We start from the raw sequence: 16,522 nt of genomic DNA, 5'->3' as shown, positions 1-16,522 counted from the left end.
TTATTGCGCAGGCAGCACTTTTCCGGGATTCATGATGTCGTTCGGATCGAGCATCTGCTTGACGCTGCGCAAGAGTCGCAGCTCGGTGGGCTTGGTGACGCGTGCCAGCCGCTCGCGATTGGCGATGCCGATGCCGTGCTCGGCACTGATGCTGCCGCCGAGCGCGACGGTCTCTTCATCGACGATGGTGTTGATGCCGCGGATCGTGTCCTGGATCTGATCCTTCTGGTTCTGCTCGAGGCCTGGAATGATCGCGAGAATGTGGATGTTGCCGTCGCCGATATGGCCGTGCATCACGATGCGGGCATCAGGCCGATAGGCGGCGATGCGCTTCTCCACCTGCGTGACGAACGTCGCCTGCTGCGACAGGGGCACAGCGCTGTCGTGCGAGATGACGTAACCGGCCTTCTTGCTGCCTTCCGACACGCTGTGGCGGATTTTCCAGAACGCTGCGGCCTGGGTCTCGCTGGAGGCCACAAGCGCATCGGTGATCAGCTCGCGCTCATAGGCACCGCTAAGCAACGCTTCGAGCGCTGCATTCAGATCCACCGACACCAGCGTATCGACGAGTTCGATCAGCACATACCACGGCGTATCCAGCTCGAACGGGATATTCACCAGCGGCAGATTCTCGGCGATCACCTCGATCTGGCCGCGCGACATCACCTCGAAGGCGCCGATGCGGTCACCGAGTTCGGTACGTGCCTGCGCGAGCAGGTCGAGTACCGCGTCGATGCTGTTCAGCTTGGCAAAGGACACTGCCCTCGCCCGCGGCTTCGGAAACAGCTTCAGCACCGCGCCTGTGATAATGCCGAGCGTACCTTCGGCACCGATGAAGAGCTGCTTGGTGTCGAAGCCCGTGGAGTCCTTTCGCAAGGCCGTCATGCCGTCGAGGATCTCGCCATCGGGCAGCACGACTTCGAGGCCTAGCGCGAGTTCGCGTGTGGTACCGTAGCGCAACACGGCGGTGCCGCCGGCATTGGTGGAGAGATTGCCGCCGATCTGGCACGAACCTTCAGCGCCAAGGCTGAGCGGAAACAGGCGGTCGATATCGTCGGCAGCCTTCTGGATGTCGGCGAGGATGCAGCCGGCGTCGACGGCGATGGAGTCACCGAGACGGCTGACGCTGCGGATCTTGTTGAGGCGATCGAGACGCAACACGATCATGTCGCGCTTGCCGAGCGGGGTCGCCGCGCCGCACATGCCGGTATTGCCGCCCTGCGGTACGATAGCGATGCCGGCGGCCGCGCAGGCCTTGACCACGTCGGAGACTTCCTGCGTCGAGCCGGGCTTCACGACGGCCAGCGCCTTGCCGTGATAGCGGCCGCGCCAGTCCACCACATAAGGTTCGAAATCGCCGCCGGGGCCGATGACGTGACGGGGGTCACCGACAATGCGGGCGAGTGTTGCAAGGAATGCAGTATGGTCGGTCAATTCACTCTCCCTCACCGGAACGAGAGGTCGAGCAATCGGCCTTCGAACAGGCGATCGCGCGAGCTTTCGAGATGGAGACGCATGGCCGTGCGCGCCGCTTCGGCGTCGCGATCACGGATCGCTTCAAAAATACTGCTGTGTTCCTCGAACACCTGCTCAAGGCCGGGCCGCGGGCCCATCAGCGACAGGCCGTGCAGCTTCATGCCGACAGCGACGTGGTCCTTGAGAGCGTTCAACGAGGTCGCGAAATAGTGGTTATTGGTCGCCTCGGACACGGCGAGATGGAAAGCATAGTCAGCGTCTTCGCGATGCTTGCGCTTCTTCGTCGCCTCGCGCAGCAGGCCGAGTGCTGCTTCCATCTTGCCGAGATTGTCGTCGCTGCGTCGGCGCGCCGCGAAATGCGCGGCATCGGATTCCATGGTGATGCGGAATTCGAAGCAGCGCTGGATATCGGCGATAGTCTCGACCCGTGCGAAGCCGAGCGGTTGTTGCTGCGCACGCATCTGCACGAAACTGCCCGCGCCCTGTCGGGACGTGATCAGGCCGTCCTCGCGCAATCGGCCAAGGGCTTCGCGCAGTACCGGGCGAGAGACATCGAACATATCAGCGAGTTCGTGCTCGCCGGGCAGCTTCTGGTCCGGTGCGTAGTCGCCATTGGCGATGCGCTGCGCGAGTTCGCCATAGACCTTGTCGACGAGCGAACCGGCGGCACCGCGTGCGGCAGCACCGCGCGGACGCGGCACTTCAGGCAATTCAGAGGGATCAATCGGCTTCATGATCGGTCAAACCGCAGCTTACAGGGATGGCGGCGGAGGTTTCGTGTGACAGTCCGATCGCTCGGGAGCGCTGTCGCATGGAAACACTTCCTCGCCCAAAAATTTCGGCGACCATGAGAGGCGGCGGCAAACTTGTCAACATGTCAATGTCGAGCGGATGGGCTACCGCGGTTCTATTGCATTGATATGTAGAGGTTAAATCGCATGATCTAATCAAATACCGTGCTGCATCGCACAATCGCTGGCAACTTGTCAGGTTGCTGAAATCGTGGTCGAACGCTCGCTCAATCGGAAAGGACCAGGCGTGACCAACGGACTGAACGGCAAGGCTATCGTGATCATCGGCGCAAGCTCCGGCATCGGCGCTGCCGTGGCGAAGAAATTCGGCGCCCTCGGTGCCAGGCTGATCGTGCACTACAACGGCAATCCGGAAGGCGCCGAGGAAGTGGTCGCGAATATCCGTGCGAGCGGTGGCACGGCCGACCTGCTCCGCGGCGACGTGTCGGAGCGCGCTGAAGCTGCGCGCGTGATCGAGGAGGCCCATGCCAAACTCGGCCGCATCGACGTGCTGATCAACAATGCCGGCGCCATGTTCGGCCGCACTTCGATCGCCAATGCCACCGACGAACAGTATGACGACGTGGTTGATCTCAATATCGGCTCGGTGTTTTTCGCCTGCCGCAAGGTAGCGAAGATCATGGAGACGCAGCGTTCAGGCTCGATCATCAACACGACGTCGGTTGCGGCCCGCAATGGCGGCAGCGGCGGCGCCGGTCTCTATGGCTCGGCCAAGGGTTTTGTCTCGACCATCACGCGTGTGCTGGCGAAGGAGCTGGCTCCGTTCAACGTGCGCGCCAATGCGGTGGCACCGGGCGTGATCATGACGCCGTTCCACCAGCGCTATTCGACCGCGGAGCAGCTTGAAGGCGCCCGCCAGGGCATCCCGCTGGGCCGGATCGGCACGCCGGAGGATTGCGTCGGCGCCTATCAGTTCCTCGCCGACGAGACCATGAGCAGCTACATTACCGGCCAGGTCATCGAGGTGAATGGCGGGCAGATCATGCCGTGAGGTTCTAACCTCTCCCCGCTCGCGGGGAGAGGTCGAGGCCAGCATGCGAAGCATGAAGGCCTCGGGTGAGGGGGAGTCTGCGAGTGAAGCTGAGAGTCCCCCTCACCCGTCGCGGACTTCGTCCGCGCCACCCTCTCCCCGCAAGCGGGGCGAGGGAAACACCAGCGCTTCGTTAGAAGAACTCCTGCAACACGCACCCGAAAGAGCACAACGATGACAGCTCCCTTCCCGACCGGCGTCTACTGCGCCGCGACCACACCCTTCAATGCCGACCTGTCAGTGGATCAGCGCCTGTTCACCTCCCACTGCCAGCGCCTGCTCGATGACGGCTGCACCGGCATCGCCATGCTCGGCACGACTGGCGAAGCCAATTCGCTGTCGTCCCGCGAGCGCATGGCGCTGCTGGACGCCGTGGTGAAGTCGGGGATCGCGCCGTCGAAGCTGCTGCCGGGCACCGGCGTTGCGTCGATCATGGAAACGGTCGAGCTCACGAAACACGCGGTTGCCAATGGCGTCGGCGCTGTCGTGATGCTGCCGCCGTTCTACTACAAGGGCGTGTCCGATGATGGCATCGTCGATGCCTATACGGCTGTGATCGAGCGCGTCGCCGATCCGCGCCTGCGCGTCGTGCTCTATCACATCCCGCAGATGTCGGCGGTGCCGATCTCGCTCGACGTCATCGATCGGTTGCGCAAGCGCTTCCCGGAAATCGTAGTCGGCATCAAGGATTCCGCGGGCGAGTTCGCCAATATGAGCGCCATCGTCGATCGCTTCCCGGGTTTCTCGGTGCTGGTTGGCGCCGATCCCCTGATGCTCAAGCTACTGCCGATGGGCGGCGCCGGCTGTATCACGGCGACCTCCAACCTCGTGAGCCGCGAGCTCGCCACGGTGTTCAATGGTTACAAGGATCCGGCCAAGGCGGCCGAGGTTGCGACTGCGCAGGAGCGCATCGTCGCGGCGCGCAATGCGGTGTCCAGCTATGCGCAGCTTCCCTCGCTGAAGGTGCTGCTGGCGAAGCGCGATAACAATGACAATTGGCTGCGGGTACGGCCGCCGCTGACGGGCCTCGGCGCTGCTGAAGCGGCCAAGGTGCGCGAGTCGCTGTCCGTCTAGACAGCCGTGGCTGCGAACGCGCGCCAGCCTTTGGCGCGTAGTTCGCAGGCCGGGCATTTGCCGCAGCCATAGCCCCAGTCGTGTAACGCGCCGCGCTCACCGAGATAGCAGGTGTGCGAATGTTCGCGGATCAGGTCGACGAGGCCCTGCCCGCCAAGCTCATGCGCCAGCGCCCAGGTCGCCGCCTTGTCGCGCCACATCAGCGGCGTGTGCAGCGTGAAGTTCTTGGCCATGCCGAGATTGAGCGCCTGCTGCAGCGCCTTGATGGTGTCGTCGCGGCAGTCGGGATAACCGGAATAGTCGGTCTCGCACATGCCGCCGATGATGTGGGTGATGCCGCGTCGATAGGCCAGCGCGGCCGCGAAAGTCAGGAACACCAGATTGCGGCCAGGCACGAAAGTGTTGGGCAGACCGTCGGCACCCATCTCAATGGCGACATCACGCGTCAGCGCGGTATCGGAGATGGCTGATAGGGTCGGGATATCCAGCGTGTGGCTGTCGCCGAGTTTGGCGGCCCAGTCGGCATTCAAGGCCCTCACGCCGGCCAGCAGCTTGTCGCGGCTGTCGAGCTCGATGGCATGGCGCTGGCCGTAAGCGAAGCCGAGCATCTCGACGCGCCTGAAACGCGCCAGCGCCCAGGCCAGACAGGTTGCGGAATCCTGGCCGCCGGAAAACAGCACCAGCGCGGTTTGATCTGGAAAAGTGTCGCTCATGGGCTGCAGATAGCACTCTGCAGGCCTGTGTGAAAGACAGGCAAAACCGGGCATTTCCGCTGGGCCATCGCGTCATCCTGCGGCATAGCAGAAGCTCCTGCTGTGACCTGTGGTGCCTTATGACCCCTTCCCGCGATATCGCCGGCCTGATCGAGATCATGGCCCAGTTGCGCACGCCCGTGACGGGCTGCCCATGGGATCTGGAGCAGGATTTCGCGAGTATCGCGCCCTATACGATCGAGGAAGCCTATGAGGTCGCCGATGCCATCGTCCGGCACGATCTCCATGACCTCTGCGACGAACTCGGCGATCTCCTGCTGCAGGTGGTGTTCCACGCCCGGATGGCCGAAGAGCAGAACGCCTTCGCGTTCGGCGACGTCGTGGAGGCGATCACCCGCAAGATGATCCGCCGGCATCCGCATGTGTTTCCCGGCAAGGATGGCAAGATCGCACCGACCGATGTGAAGGGCACGTGGGGCCGCATAAAGGCCGAGGAAAAAGCCGAGCGCGCTGCGCGGCGCGGCGTGGACGTTCCGCCGCCCTCCTCATTCCTGGCCAGCGTCAAGGCCGGGCAACCCGCGTTGAGCCAGGCCATGGAGCTGCAGACAAAAGCCTCCAGCGTCGGCTTCGACTGGAACGACCCACGCGCGGTGCTGGCGAAAATCCGCGAGGAAGCCGACGAGATCGAAGCAGCGCTCGATCGCGGCGATCAGAGCGAAGTGGCAGCCGAGACCGGCGATCTGATGTTCGCGCTGGTCAATCTCGCACGGCATGTGAAGGCCGATCCGGAACTGGCGCTCCGCGGCACCAATGCGAAATTCGAACGGCGCTTCGGCTATATCGAACGGGCGCTCGCGGCGAAGGGAAGCTCGCTGCAGGAGGCGTCGCTCGAACAAATGGATGCGCTGTGGAACGAGGCCAAGGGCGCGGAGTAGCCGTCAGTAGTCCACGGGATGCAACACCGCGCCGTATTTGCTGATCACCACATCACGCTTCGTCTCATCGACGCGGACCACCATGTCGAAATGCCCGTCGTGAAGCTCCTTCACGAGAATCTCGGCATTGCGATGTAGCCAGCTCACGCCTGCGCCATCGGCGGCATCGATTTGCAGATCCAGCGTCACGCGTGCCGCGGCAAGCCGCTCCTCGATGGCGTTGAGCAGCGCATCGATGCCCTCGCCGGTTTCCGCCGAGACCATGAAGCACGGCTTCTCGGGCGGACGGCGGGCAGCGATATTGGCGAGGTTCTCGCGCTCGTCCGGCGAGAAACGATCGATCTTGTTCCAGACTTCGAGGATGCGTGCCGATGCATCGGTATCGATGCCGAGCTGGCGCAAGACCTTGTCGACGTCGCTCTGCTGCGCGTCCGCGTCTTCGTGCGAGATGTCACGAACATGCAGGATGATGTCGGCTTCCAGAACCTCTTCCAGAGTCGCGCGAAACGCAGCGACGAGCTGCGTCGGCAGGTTGGAGATGAAGCCCACGGTGTCGGACAGCATCGCCTTGCCGCCATGGGGCAGCGTCAGCGCACGCAGCGTCGGATCGAGGGTCGCGAACAGCATGTCCTCGGCCTGCACGTCGGCGCGGGTCAGGCGGTTGAACAGCGTCGACTTGCCGGCATTGGTGTAACCGACCAGCGCAACGACGCGATACGGCACGCGCTGGCGACCGGCGCGGTGGAGTCGGCGCGTCGCCTGCACTTTCCTGAGGTCGGCCTCTAACCGCGCGATGCGGTCGCCGATCATGCGGCGATCCGCCTCGATCTGGGTTTCGCCGGGGCCACCCATGAAGCCGAAGCCGCCGCGCTGGCGCTCCAGATGGGTCCATGAGCGGACGAGACGGCTGCGCTGATAATTGAGATGCGCGAGCTCGACCTGCAGCGTGCCTTCCTTGGTCTTGGCGCGGCGGCCGAAGATTTCGAGGATGAGGCCGGTGCGGTCGAGCACCTTGGCCTTCAATTCCTTTTCGAGATTGCGCTGCTGGATTGGCGACAGCGCGCAGTCCATCACCACGATGCCAATCTCGTTCGCCGCGATCAGGCCGGCGATCTCCTCGACCTTGCCCTTACCGAGATAGGTGGCCGGGCGGATCTGGCTCAGCGGCGCGGCGACGGCCTCGACCACGGTGAGGTCGATCGCGCGTGCGAGACCGACCGCCTCTTCGAGCCGGGCTTCCGTATCGCGGACATGAGAATAGGCTTGCGCGTCGGCGTCGCCCCGCCGTTCGCGCAGATAAGGACCGACCACGAGAACGCGGCCGGTCGATTCGCTGCTGGCCGAGGGTCGGTCGGCAGCATTGCCTTCGAAGCTACGAAATTCCAATCAAGCGTCTCTCAGGAGTTCGCTCAAGCCGGATCCTCGCCACCCTCAAAAAGCTGAATCGGTGCGCCCGGCATGATGGTCGAGATCGCATGCTTATACACCAGCTGCGAGTGTCCGTCGCGCCGGAGCAGAAGACAGAAATTATCGAACCAGGTGACAATGCCCTGCAATTTGACGCCGTTCACCAGAAAGATCGTGAGCGGAGTCTTGGTCTTGCGTACGTGGTTGAGGAAGGTGTCCTGTAGATTTTGTGCGCGGTCTGCCGCCATTTTTTTTAATCCCGCAGTCTGTTTTGTTGCTTTTTTTGAACCCGGCGCAGCCCTCTCCGGGGCCTTACCAAGCTGCCGCACTTTCCCCTGAGATCCCCCTCCGGGAGCGCGACGACGTGATTAGACGGCAGGCGCGCTTTTTAGGCAAGCCGGAACGCGGAATTGGTGCCTAAAAGCGCGGCAAATTTTATGAAATTGCTGCGAATTTATGGAATTCCTGCCTCAGGCGCGTCGCGATACCACCAGGCTTGCCGTCACCGATCGGTTTGCCATCGATATTGATGACCGGCATCACGATCTGACTCGCCGACGAGACGAAGGCTTCCGCGGCGTCATAAGCCTCTGCCGGTGTGAAGTTCCGCTCTTCCAGCTTGAGCTGCATCGAGGCCAGGACCTCGATCAGTACGGCGCGGGTGATGCCTGCGAGAATGCCTGATACGGCCGTGCGCGTCACCACCTTGCCGTCCTTGGTGACGATCCAGGCGTTGCACGACGCCCCCTCGGTGACGAAACCGTTGGCGTCGACATACCAGGCTTCATAGGCGCCCTTGTCGCGGGCTTCCTGTCGCGCCAACACGTTGGGCAGCAGGCCGACAGTCTTGATGTCAACGCGCGGCCAGCGATTCTCGGCCATGGTGATGACCTTCACGCCCTTGGCAGCAGTCGCCTGGTTCTTGGCGAAGTTGAGCGATTTCGCCGTCACGACCACGCTGGGCTTCACATCCGGCGACGGAAATCCATGATCGCGATGGGCGACGCCGCGGCTGATCTGCAGATAGACAATGCCGTAATTGATGCGATTGCGGCGAATGACTTCCTGCATCACCACCTTGAGCGATGTCAGCGACATGGCCTCGGCGATGCGCAGCTCCCGCAATGATCTCTGCATGCGCGCAATATGGCGGGGAAAGTCGACCATCTTGCCGCCGATGATCTCGCAGACCTCGTAAATGCCATCAGCGAATTGATAGCCGCGGTCCTCGACGTTCACGGCGGCATCGCGCAGGTTGACGTATTGACCATTCACATAGGCGATGCGCGACATGTTCGTTCCGAGGCTTGAGTTGAAGCTTGAGGTGAGATGAGTGATTTAGCCGACACCGAGCGCTTTGAGCTTGCGGTGCAAAGCGGAGCGCTCCATGCCGACGAATTCAGCGGTGCGCGAGATATTACCCGAAAAACGGCTGATCTGCGCAATCAGATAATCGCGTTCGAACACTTCGCGGGCTTCGCGCAGCGGCAGGCCCATGATGTGCTCGCCATTGTTGCTGGTGGGCATCGACGGCACCATGGAGCCGACGTCCTGGGGCAGCATGTCGGCGGTGATGATCACTTCCGGCCCGCCGCCGGCCAGGATCATGACGCGTTCGACGTTGTTGCGAAGCTGGCGGATATTGCCCGGCCAGACATGGGACTGCAGGACGGCCATGGCATCCTCGCCGATCTGCCGCTTCGGCAGGCCCGTCGCGATGGAGATCTGCTCCATGAAATATTCGATGAGCTCCGGAATATCCTCGCGATGCTCGGACAGCGGCGGCACGCGGATCGGCACTACCGAGAGGCGATGATAGAGATCCTCACGGAAACGACCTTCAGCGATTTCCTCTTCGAGATTGCGCGCCGTCGACGAAATGATGCGGACGTCGACATTGACCTTGGTGGTGCCCCCTGCCCGCATGAAAGTCTGATCGACCAGCACGCGCAGGATCTTGTTCTGGGTCTCGCGGGGCAGATCGCCGATCTCATCGATGAATAGCGTGCCGCCATGAGCCTCTTCCAGGGCTCCAGCCTTGCGCGCCTGTTCGCCATTGGACTGTTCGATGCCGAACAGTTCGACTTCCATGCGCTCCGGCGTAATCGCTGCGGCGTTGATGACGACGAACGGCCCCGTGGAGCGAGCAGAGGCCGTGTGCAGCGTACGCGCGGCGAGCTCCTTGCCGGCGCCCGACGGGCCGACGATGAGAATACGGCTATTGGCCTTGGCGGCGCGATCGATGGTCTGGCGCAGCTGGTTCATGGCGGCCGAGCGCCCCGTCAGCGAATTGGCGACCGGCGCGAGTTGCTTCAGTTCCTTGACCTCGCGTTTCAGCCGCGAGGTTTCCAGCGCGCGCGTCGCGACAAGGATCAGCCGGTCAGCCTTGAACGGCTTTTCGATGAAGTCGTAGGCGCCGCGCTTGATCGCCGCGACCGCGGTTTCGATATTGCCGTGGCCTGAGATCATCACCACAGGCAATTCGGGATTGTCGCGTTTGACCTGCTCGAGCAATTGCAGGCCGTCGAGCTTGCTGCCCTGCAGCCAGATGTCGAGAAACACCATGTTGGGGCGGCGATTGGCGATTTCCGCGAGCGCGGAATCGCTGTCTCGTGCGGTGCGGGTGGTGAAGCCCTCATCGTCCAGAATGCCCGCAACAAGATCGCGAATATCGGCTTCGTCGTCGACGATCAGAATGTCATTTGCCATGGGTCAAAATATCCTGGTCACGTTTATTCTTGTCAGTTGCCGGTAGCAGTTTTGATCTTCGGTTCGTCATCAGGTGGGGCTTCTGGTTCACTCTTGTCCGCGTCAGCCTTCTGACCGGAGATAGAAAACCGCAGTCGCATCCAGGCACCGCGCTGTCCTGGACGAACGCTCGATGCGTCACCAAGTTCGATGCCTCCACCATGATCCTCGAGCACCTTGCCGACGATCGCGAGGCCGAGGCCAGTGCCCTTCTCGCGAGTCGTGACATAGGGTTCGAGCAAACGCGACCTGTTGACGGTCGGCAGACCGATGCCGTTGTCGATCACGTCGATCAAGATCATGTCGTTCTCGCGCGACGCTGTGACGTCAATACGACCTTTGCCAAGTTCCTCTGGCGGCACGGCCTCGATCGCCTCTGTCGCATTCTTGATGATATTGGTGAGCGCCTGCGAGATCAGCCGGCGGTCGAACCGCGCGCGCATCGGCTCTTCCTTGATCTCGGCGGAGATGTCGAGGTCGGGGTGACCGACCCGCATCAGGAATACGGCCTGACGCACAGTGTCGGCGACATCCTCACCCTCGATCACGGGTTTGGGCATGCGCGCAAAGCGCGAAAATTCGTCGACCATGCGCCGGATGTCATCGACCTGCCGGACGATGGTATCGGTGCATTGTTCGAAGATCGCCTTGTCGTCGACGATCACCTTGCCGAACTTGCGCTTGATGCGCTCGGCAGAGAGCTGGATCGGCGTCAGCGGATTTTTGATCTCATGCGCGATGCGGCGCGCCACATCGGCCCAGGCCGAGGTGCGCTGTGCCGAGACGAGTTCGGTGATGTCGTCGAGGGTGATGATGTAGCTGTCGCGCGACTGGCTGGTCTGTTCGGCGCTGACGCGCACCGACAGATTGCGCTCCTGCCCGTCGCGGGTGATCGTCACCTGTCCTTGCACCAGCCGCTGCGATCCCTCGCGTGCGGTCTGCATCAATTCGTCGAGCTCGGGAATGATCTCGTGCAGCGGATGGCCCAGCGTCTCGGACTCCGAATGTCCGACAAGCTTCTCGGCCGAGCGGTTGAGAATGCCGATCATGTTCGAGCCGTCGACGCCGATGATGCCGGCGCTGGCCGATGATAACACCGCCTCGATGAAACGGCGGCGGCTGTCGATGACGTCGCTGGCGCTGACCAGTTCGTCACGCTGGGTACGCAGCTCCTGCGTCATCTTGTTGAAAGTCTCGCCGAGATGGGCGAGATCGCCCTCCGACTGGATCACCGGCACCTGGACATGAAGATCACCGGTCGAAACCATGTTCGCAGCGCCCATCAGGCGGCGGATCGGCGCCACCAGCCAGTTGGCGAAATTCAGCCCGATCAGCACGGCGGACATCAGCACCGTCAGTGCGATCACGGTGAACATCAGCGCGAAGGCGACCTGAATGCCGAGTCTGCGCGATTCCAGTTCGGCATATTCGGCCGCACCCGCCTGGCTCTGGTTCATCTGCGCGACCACGCGCGGATCGAGCTTGCGGGCGACATAGAGGAACATATTGTCGAACGCTCGCAATCGGATCACGGCGGCGACGTAGTTTCCCTCGGGGATCACAGCGATGGCCGGCTCGGATGCGCTGACATTGACGAGGAAGTCTGCCGGCGGCGGCGAGAATTCCTGTTTGATGCCGGGCTGGTCAGGTTCGATGACGTTGCGATCCTTGTCGATCAACATGGCGCCCGGCAGATTCCGCGCGGTTGCATTTGCCAGCATCAACGAACGGAACGTACCGCGGTCCTGATAGAAAAGCGGCTGGATGCGCGCGAGATCGTCGGCCATGCCGAGGATATCACCGCCAATCAACTGGCCGTGCTCGTGCAGATAGGCACTGGCAATCACGAGCGAATTGTTGATGACCGCCTTGGTTGGGCCGGAGAACAGCCGGTCGAGGCCGCGGTCGAGGGTCACATTGGCGACGATCGAGACCAGCACCGCCGGCAGCACCGCAATCACCGAGAACAGGCTGACGATCTGCACATGCAGCCGGGCCGCCGCCCTGCCCCTGCGACGCGCCTGGACAACCTTCCAGATCTCCCGCGCAATGATCAGGACCAGCAGGAGGACGCTGGCGGCATTGATCAGAAGGAAGGTGACGACGACCTGATGGGTCGGCGCGATTGGCGTAAGGCCGTTCAGGACGAGGAAGGTCAGGCATGACGACAGGAGTGCCAGGCCGACGGCCAATGGCACGAACAGCCGTCGCAGGGTCCACCTGCGCGGCTCCGCCATCGACGGTTCATAGGCTGTAGCCGACGTGTCTGCGCTGGTCATTCCGACAATGTGGTGAGCGTGGACGCCGTGCGGCTGCCGGAGACAGCCCGGACCGCACTGATGCAATCATACAACAATGTTGCCCAATTACGACAAATCCACGGCACAGACTAGCCAACGAAAACGCATACCCTGCGTTTTCGTTTGTTTTTGCGTCTCAAACCCTGGAATTGCTCGATCTCACCGCCGAGATCAGCCGCCGGTTCGATAGACCTGAATGTCGAGGTCGCGAATCTTCTTCCGCAGGGTGTTGCGGTTGAGGCCGAGCAGATCCGCAGCGCGGATCTGGTTGCCTCGGGTCGCGGCCAGTGCTGCGGTCAGCAGCGGTACCTCGATCTCGCGGAGAATGCGGTGATAGAGACCCGGCGGCGGCACGCCGTTCGGGAAGCCAGAGAAGTGCGAGGACAGATAGACCTCGACGGCCCCACCGAGATTATCCACGCCGGTCGGCGCGCTACCACCCGAGGCCACAGCGGGCGGCGCCAGTTCGCCGTCGATCACCGAACCGGTGATGACGTCCTGCGGATATAGCGCTGCTAGGCGGCGTGCGAGGTTTTCCAGTTCGCGGACGTTGCCAGGCCAGCGATGCTGCTTCATGCGCTCGAGCGCCAAGGCGTCGAGCTTCTTCGGCGGCAGGCCATCCTTCTCCGCGAGTGCGAAGAAGTGGCGGATCAGATCGGGCAGATCCTCGATGCGCTCGCGCAGCGGCGGCAGACGCAGCGGCACGACGTTGAGGCGGAAGAACAGATCTTCGCGGAACAGGCCCTGCTGGATCAGGATACGCAGATCCTTGTTGGAGGCGGCGACGATCCGCACGTCGGTCTTGATCGGCGTGCGGCCGCCAACGGTCGTGTATTCGCCCTGCTGCAGCACGCGCAACAAACGTGTCTGGGCTTCCATCGGCATGTCACCGATTTCGTCCAGAAACAGAGTGCCCCCTTCGGCCTGCTCGAAGCGGCCGGTGGCGCGGGCATTGGCGCCGGTGAAGGCGCCGCGCTCATGGCCGAACAATTCGGATTCGATAAGATCGCGCGGGATCGCCGCCATGTTGACCGCAACGAACGGGCCGTTGCGGCGCTTGCCGTAGTCGTGCAGCGCGCGGGCCACCAGTTCCTTGCCGGTGCCGGACTCGCCGGAGATCATCACCGTCAGATCGGTCTGCATCAGGCGGGCGAGGACGCGGTAGATTTCCTGCATCGCCGGCGAGCGGCCGACCAGCGGGATCGAGTCGAACTCACCGTCATCGGCGTGGCTGGCGACACGCTCCTTCGGCTCCGCCAAAGCGCGGCCGACAATCGCGATCAGTTCCTTCAGATCGAACGGCTTCGGCAGATACTCATACGCACCGCGTTCCGATGCGCGGATCGCGGTCATGAAGGTGTTCTGCGCGCTCATCACGATAACTGGCAGATTGGGGCGCATCTTCTTGATACGCGGCAGCAGATCGAACGCGTTCTCGTCGGGCATCACCACGTCGGTGATCACAAGGTCCCCCTCGCCCTGGCTGACCCAACGCCACAACGTGGCTGCGTTCCCGGTCAGGCGAACCTCATATCCGGCGCGCGATAGCGCCTGATTGAGGACGGTGCGGATCGCCGTATCATCGTCCGCAACCAGAATGCTACCTGCAGCCATCGTTAGTCCTCGTCTTACGTCTGTGAGGTGTGCGTCGAGGCCGCGGAGGCATCGGCGCTGCTCGGATCAAGGGTCTTGTCGTCCAATTTCTTGGCGGGGTTGAACATCGGCAACAGCACGCGAAACGTCGTCTTTCGTGGCTGAGATTCACATTCGATGATCCCACCGTGATCGCCGACAATCTTTGCAACCAATGCAAGACCCAGGCCGCTTCCGGTCGGCTTGGTGGTGACGAAGGGATCGAACAGGTTGGGCAGCAGATCTTCGGGAACGCCGGGTCCGTTGTCCTTGACGCAGAATTCCAGCGGCAGCGAGACGCGCGATTTCTTGCCTGGCACTGACAGGCGCACGCCCGGCCGGAACGCGGTGGTGAGCTGGATCTCGCCATCGGAGCCGAGATCGACGATGGCTTCCGCCGCGTTCTTCACGAGATTCAGGAACACCTGAATGAGCTGATCCTGATTGGCCAGAACCGGCGGCAACGACGGGTCGTAATCCTCGATGAAGCGGATGTTGCGGGCGAAACCGGACTGCGCGAGGCGCTTCACGTGATCCAAAACAGAGTGAATATTGACCGGACCACGTGCTACCGGACGATCATCGCCGAACACTTCCATCCGATCGACCAGCGTCACGATACGATCGGCCTCGTCCATGATCAGCCGCGTCAGCATGCGGTCTTCGGAGGATGCGGACTGTTCCAGCAACTGCGCGGCGCCACGAATGCCCGATAGCGGATTCTTGATCTCATGCGCCAGCATGGCCGCCAGTGCGATCACCGACCGGGCCGCGCTGCGATGGGTGAGCTGCCGATCCATCTTGTCGGCGATGGTGCGCTCCTGCAGCATCACCACAATATGTCCGGGACGCTCTGTGAGCGGCGCGACATGCAGATCGACCTGACGGTCGCCGCCGATGCGGGGCGTGCCCAGATCCACCTTGTATTCGTTCACCGGCGAACCGGCGGCGCGAACCTGATCGATCAGCGCCAGCAGCGGGCTGCCGAATGGCACCAACTCTTTCAGAGACTGCCTGCGCAGGAACTGCGTAGAAATCTCGAAAAAGGATTCTGCAGCCATATTGGCGTCGACGATCTTGCCGTCGGGCGCGATCAGGATCACCGGATTCGGTAGTGCGTTGAGAATGGCCTCACTGTCGGTCGGGACAGGGCGACGGTGCTCTGCGGCGTTCATGCGGCAGCACTCCATGCGAAATCATCAAAAGCGTCATTCAGAGATCGCTGCACACCGGAGGGATCTTCGGATGTAAGGATCTTCTGTCGCCAGGTCTTCAGGGTCTCAGCCGGCGCGCAGCTCGTAGCCGCGGCCGCATCGAGCGCCCAGCCGAGATGTTTGCGCGCGTGGCGCAGGCCGATGCGCAGGCCGTAGTGACGGACCACATCGTCGTAGAGGGCGCAGATATAAGCGAGCTGCTGCTGCAGCGACGGCACGGCTTCCGCGATGCCGGTTTCAAGACGTCGGCCAATCTGGCCGGGCAGCCACGGCATGCCCTGCGCGCCCCGCCCCATCATCACGGCATCGGCGCCGGACATCTTCAGCGCACTCACCGCCTTGTCGTAGGAGGTGATGTCACCATTGACGATCACTGGGATGCTCACCGCGTCCTTCACCGGGCGCACAGCGCTCCAGTCGGCTTCGCCCTTGTAGAACTGGCAACGGGTGCGGCCGTGCACGGTGATGAGCTGCACACCCGCCTCTTCCGCGCGCTTCGCAAGCTCGGGCGCATTCAGCGTGCGATCGTCCCAGCCCAGTCGCATTTTGAGAGTCACAGGCACTTTCACGGCAGCGATGGTCGCTTCGATCAGCTTCAATGCGTGGTCGAGGTCGCGCATCAGCGCCGAGCCCGACTGGCCACCTGTGACGTGCCGCGCCGGGCAGCCCATGTTGATATCGATGATGTCGGCGCCGGCGGCTTCGGCCACACGGGCCCCCTCGGTCATCCAGTGGGTCTCACAGCCGGCCAGCTGGACCACATGTGGGCCAATCCCGGTCGCTTCGCAGCGCAATACCGACATGGGACGACCATTGACGAGATCATCGCTGGCGGTCATTTCTGACACGACGAGGCCGGCCCCGAGTTCGGCGGTGAGCCGCCGGAACGGCGCATCGGTGATACCCGACATCGGCGCCAGAACGACCCGGTTGGCGATCTCGATGCCACCGATTTGTAACGGCTTGCTGTATACTGAGTCCGGGGTGGTCACAGACCTGCTCGTCGTTGTCTCGTCCGCTGCATTGCGGGCATAGGGCGCATAATGCGCACATTTGTTGTGCAGTCAACCGTCATGCCTACACATTAGACAGATGCGCTCATTTTGCAAGTGCAGTGCAGCAATGCACTCTTATGCAGCCACGAGAATGTAATCATACTGTTTTTGCCCGCGGCCGTGCTA

Annotated in this window: 14 protein-coding genes; 3 read left to right on the top strand and 11 right to left on the bottom strand. The window is 62.4% G+C overall.

Annotated elements, in window-relative coordinates; genetic code table 11:
- Both AB8A38_RS05055 and AB8A38_RS05050 read right to left on the bottom strand, forming a co-directional pair.
- Positions 1–1,434, bottom strand: a complete 1,434-nt coding sequence (locus tag AB8A38_RS05055) for an FAD-binding oxidoreductase (protein WP_315842045.1) — start codon at positions 1,432–1,434, stop codon at positions 1–3.
- Between the two features lie 11 nt (positions 1,435–1,445).
- The gene (locus AB8A38_RS05050) at positions 1,446–2,210 is read right to left on the bottom strand and encodes a FadR/GntR family transcriptional regulator (protein WP_439085177.1); all 765 of its coding nucleotides are present in this window, start codon (positions 2,208–2,210) and stop codon (positions 1,446–1,448) included.
- Between the two features lie 304 nt (positions 2,211–2,514).
- On the opposite strand from AB8A38_RS05050, the gene AB8A38_RS05045 reads away from it, so the two are divergent.
- Together AB8A38_RS05045 and AB8A38_RS05040 are read left to right on the top strand one after the other, a co-directional pair.
- Positions 2,515–3,279, top strand: a complete 765-nt coding sequence (locus tag AB8A38_RS05045) for an SDR family NAD(P)-dependent oxidoreductase (protein WP_315842047.1) — start codon at positions 2,515–2,517, stop codon at positions 3,277–3,279.
- A gap of 213 nt (positions 3,280–3,492) precedes the next feature.
- Positions 3,493–4,392 (top strand): dihydrodipicolinate synthase family protein, encoded by a 900-nt coding sequence (locus AB8A38_RS05040; RefSeq protein WP_439085175.1) that lies wholly within the window; start codon positions 3,493–3,495, stop codon positions 4,390–4,392.
- Here the strand turns inward: AB8A38_RS05040 and queC are convergent.
- The gene (gene queC, locus AB8A38_RS05035) at positions 4,389–5,105 is read right to left on the bottom strand and encodes a 7-cyano-7-deazaguanine synthase QueC (protein WP_439085174.1); all 717 of its coding nucleotides are present in this window, start codon (positions 5,103–5,105) and stop codon (positions 4,389–4,391) included. The two genes, AB8A38_RS05040 and queC, sit on opposite strands and share 4 nt — an antisense overlap.
- A 119-nt stretch (positions 5,106–5,224) precedes the next feature.
- Here queC and mazG point away from each other — a divergent pair, with 119 nt between their 5' ends.
- Positions 5,225–6,040 (top strand): nucleoside triphosphate pyrophosphohydrolase, encoded by an 816-nt coding sequence (gene mazG, locus AB8A38_RS05030; RefSeq protein WP_439085173.1) that lies wholly within the window; start codon positions 5,225–5,227, stop codon positions 6,038–6,040.
- Between the two features lie 3 nt (positions 6,041–6,043).
- Here mazG and hflX read toward each other — a convergent pair whose 3' ends face one another.
- From hflX to dusB, 8 genes are all read right to left on the bottom strand, one after another.
- Positions 6,044–7,426 (bottom strand): GTPase HflX, encoded by a 1,383-nt coding sequence (gene hflX / locus AB8A38_RS05025; RefSeq protein ID WP_315842051.1) that lies wholly within the window; start codon positions 7,424–7,426, stop codon positions 6,044–6,046.
- Positions 7,427–7,449: 23 nt separating this feature from the next.
- The gene (gene hfq / locus AB8A38_RS05020; protein ID WP_068731834.1) at positions 7,450–7,695 is read right to left on the bottom strand and encodes an RNA chaperone Hfq; all 246 of its coding nucleotides are present in this window, start codon (positions 7,693–7,695) and stop codon (positions 7,450–7,452) included.
- Positions 7,696–7,882: 187 nt separating this feature from the next.
- Entirely contained in the window at positions 7,883–8,740 is an 858-nt protein-coding gene (locus AB8A38_RS05015; protein ID WP_439085171.1) for a D-amino-acid transaminase, read from the bottom strand.
- A gap of 45 nt (positions 8,741–8,785) precedes the next feature.
- Complete coding sequence (ntrX, locus tag AB8A38_RS05010) at positions 8,786–10,156, bottom strand: nitrogen assimilation response regulator NtrX (RefSeq protein WP_089264305.1); 1,371 nt, start codon at positions 10,154–10,156, stop codon at positions 8,786–8,788.
- Between the two features lie 32 nt (positions 10,157–10,188).
- Positions 10,189–12,474, bottom strand: coding sequence for a sensor histidine kinase NtrY-like (locus tag AB8A38_RS05005; RefSeq protein WP_089264304.1), 2,286 nt, complete (start codon positions 12,472–12,474; stop codon positions 10,189–10,191).
- A gap of 192 nt (positions 12,475–12,666) precedes the next feature.
- Complete coding sequence (gene ntrC / locus AB8A38_RS05000) at positions 12,667–14,109, bottom strand: nitrogen regulation protein NR(I) (protein WP_315842053.1); 1,443 nt, start codon at positions 14,107–14,109, stop codon at positions 12,667–12,669.
- A 14-nt stretch (positions 14,110–14,123) separates the two neighbouring features.
- The gene (locus AB8A38_RS04995) at positions 14,124–15,302 is read right to left on the bottom strand and encodes a two-component system sensor histidine kinase NtrB (RefSeq protein WP_439085170.1); all 1,179 of its coding nucleotides are present in this window, start codon (positions 15,300–15,302) and stop codon (positions 14,124–14,126) included.
- Complete coding sequence (gene dusB / locus AB8A38_RS04990) at positions 15,299–16,333, bottom strand: tRNA dihydrouridine synthase DusB (RefSeq protein WP_439085169.1); 1,035 nt, start codon at positions 16,331–16,333, stop codon at positions 15,299–15,301. The genes AB8A38_RS04995 and dusB overlap by 4 nt, the downstream gene beginning before the upstream one ends.
- Positions 16,334–16,522 lie beyond the last annotated feature (189 nt).

The sequence above is a fragment of the Tardiphaga sp. 839_C3_N1_4 genome, assembly GCF_051811045.1.
Classification (GTDB): Bacteria; Pseudomonadota; Alphaproteobacteria; order Rhizobiales; family Xanthobacteraceae; genus Tardiphaga.
The sequence above is the reverse complement of the archived record's forward strand: the minus strand, read 5'-3'. Positions and strand labels throughout refer to the sequence as shown.

Excerpts from the sequence above, each read along its gene's own strand:
- AB8A38_RS05040 (WP_439085175.1), top strand. The coding sequence starts at position 3,493 with ATGACAGCTCCCTTCCCGACCGGCGTCTACTGCGCCGCGACCACACCC.
- hfq (WP_068731834.1), bottom strand. The coding sequence starts at position 7,695 with ATGGCGGCAGACCGCGCACAAAATCTACAGGACACCTTCCTCAACCAC.
- ntrX (WP_089264305.1), bottom strand. The coding sequence starts at position 10,156 with ATGGCAAATGACATTCTGATCGTCGACGACGAAGCCGATATTCGCGAT.
- AB8A38_RS05015 (WP_439085171.1), bottom strand. The coding sequence starts at position 8,740 with ATGTCGCGCATCGCCTATGTGAATGGTCAATACGTCAACCTGCGCGAT.
- queC (WP_439085174.1), bottom strand. The coding sequence starts at position 5,105 with ATGAGCGACACTTTTCCAGATCAAACCGCGCTGGTGCTGTTTTCCGGC.
- mazG (WP_439085173.1), top strand. The coding sequence starts at position 5,225 with ATGACCCCTTCCCGCGATATCGCCGGCCTGATCGAGATCATGGCCCAG.
- AB8A38_RS04995 (WP_439085170.1), bottom strand. The coding sequence starts at position 15,302 with ATGAACGCCGCAGAGCACCGTCGCCCTGTCCCGACCGACAGTGAGGCC.
- ntrC (WP_315842053.1), bottom strand. The coding sequence starts at position 14,109 with ATGGCTGCAGGTAGCATTCTGGTTGCGGACGATGATACGGCGATCCGC.
- AB8A38_RS05005 (WP_089264304.1), bottom strand. The coding sequence starts at position 12,474 with ATGACCAGCGCAGACACGTCGGCTACAGCCTATGAACCGTCGATGGCG.
- AB8A38_RS05050 (WP_439085177.1), bottom strand. The coding sequence starts at position 2,210 with ATGAAGCCGATTGATCCCTCTGAATTGCCTGAAGTGCCGCGTCCGCGC.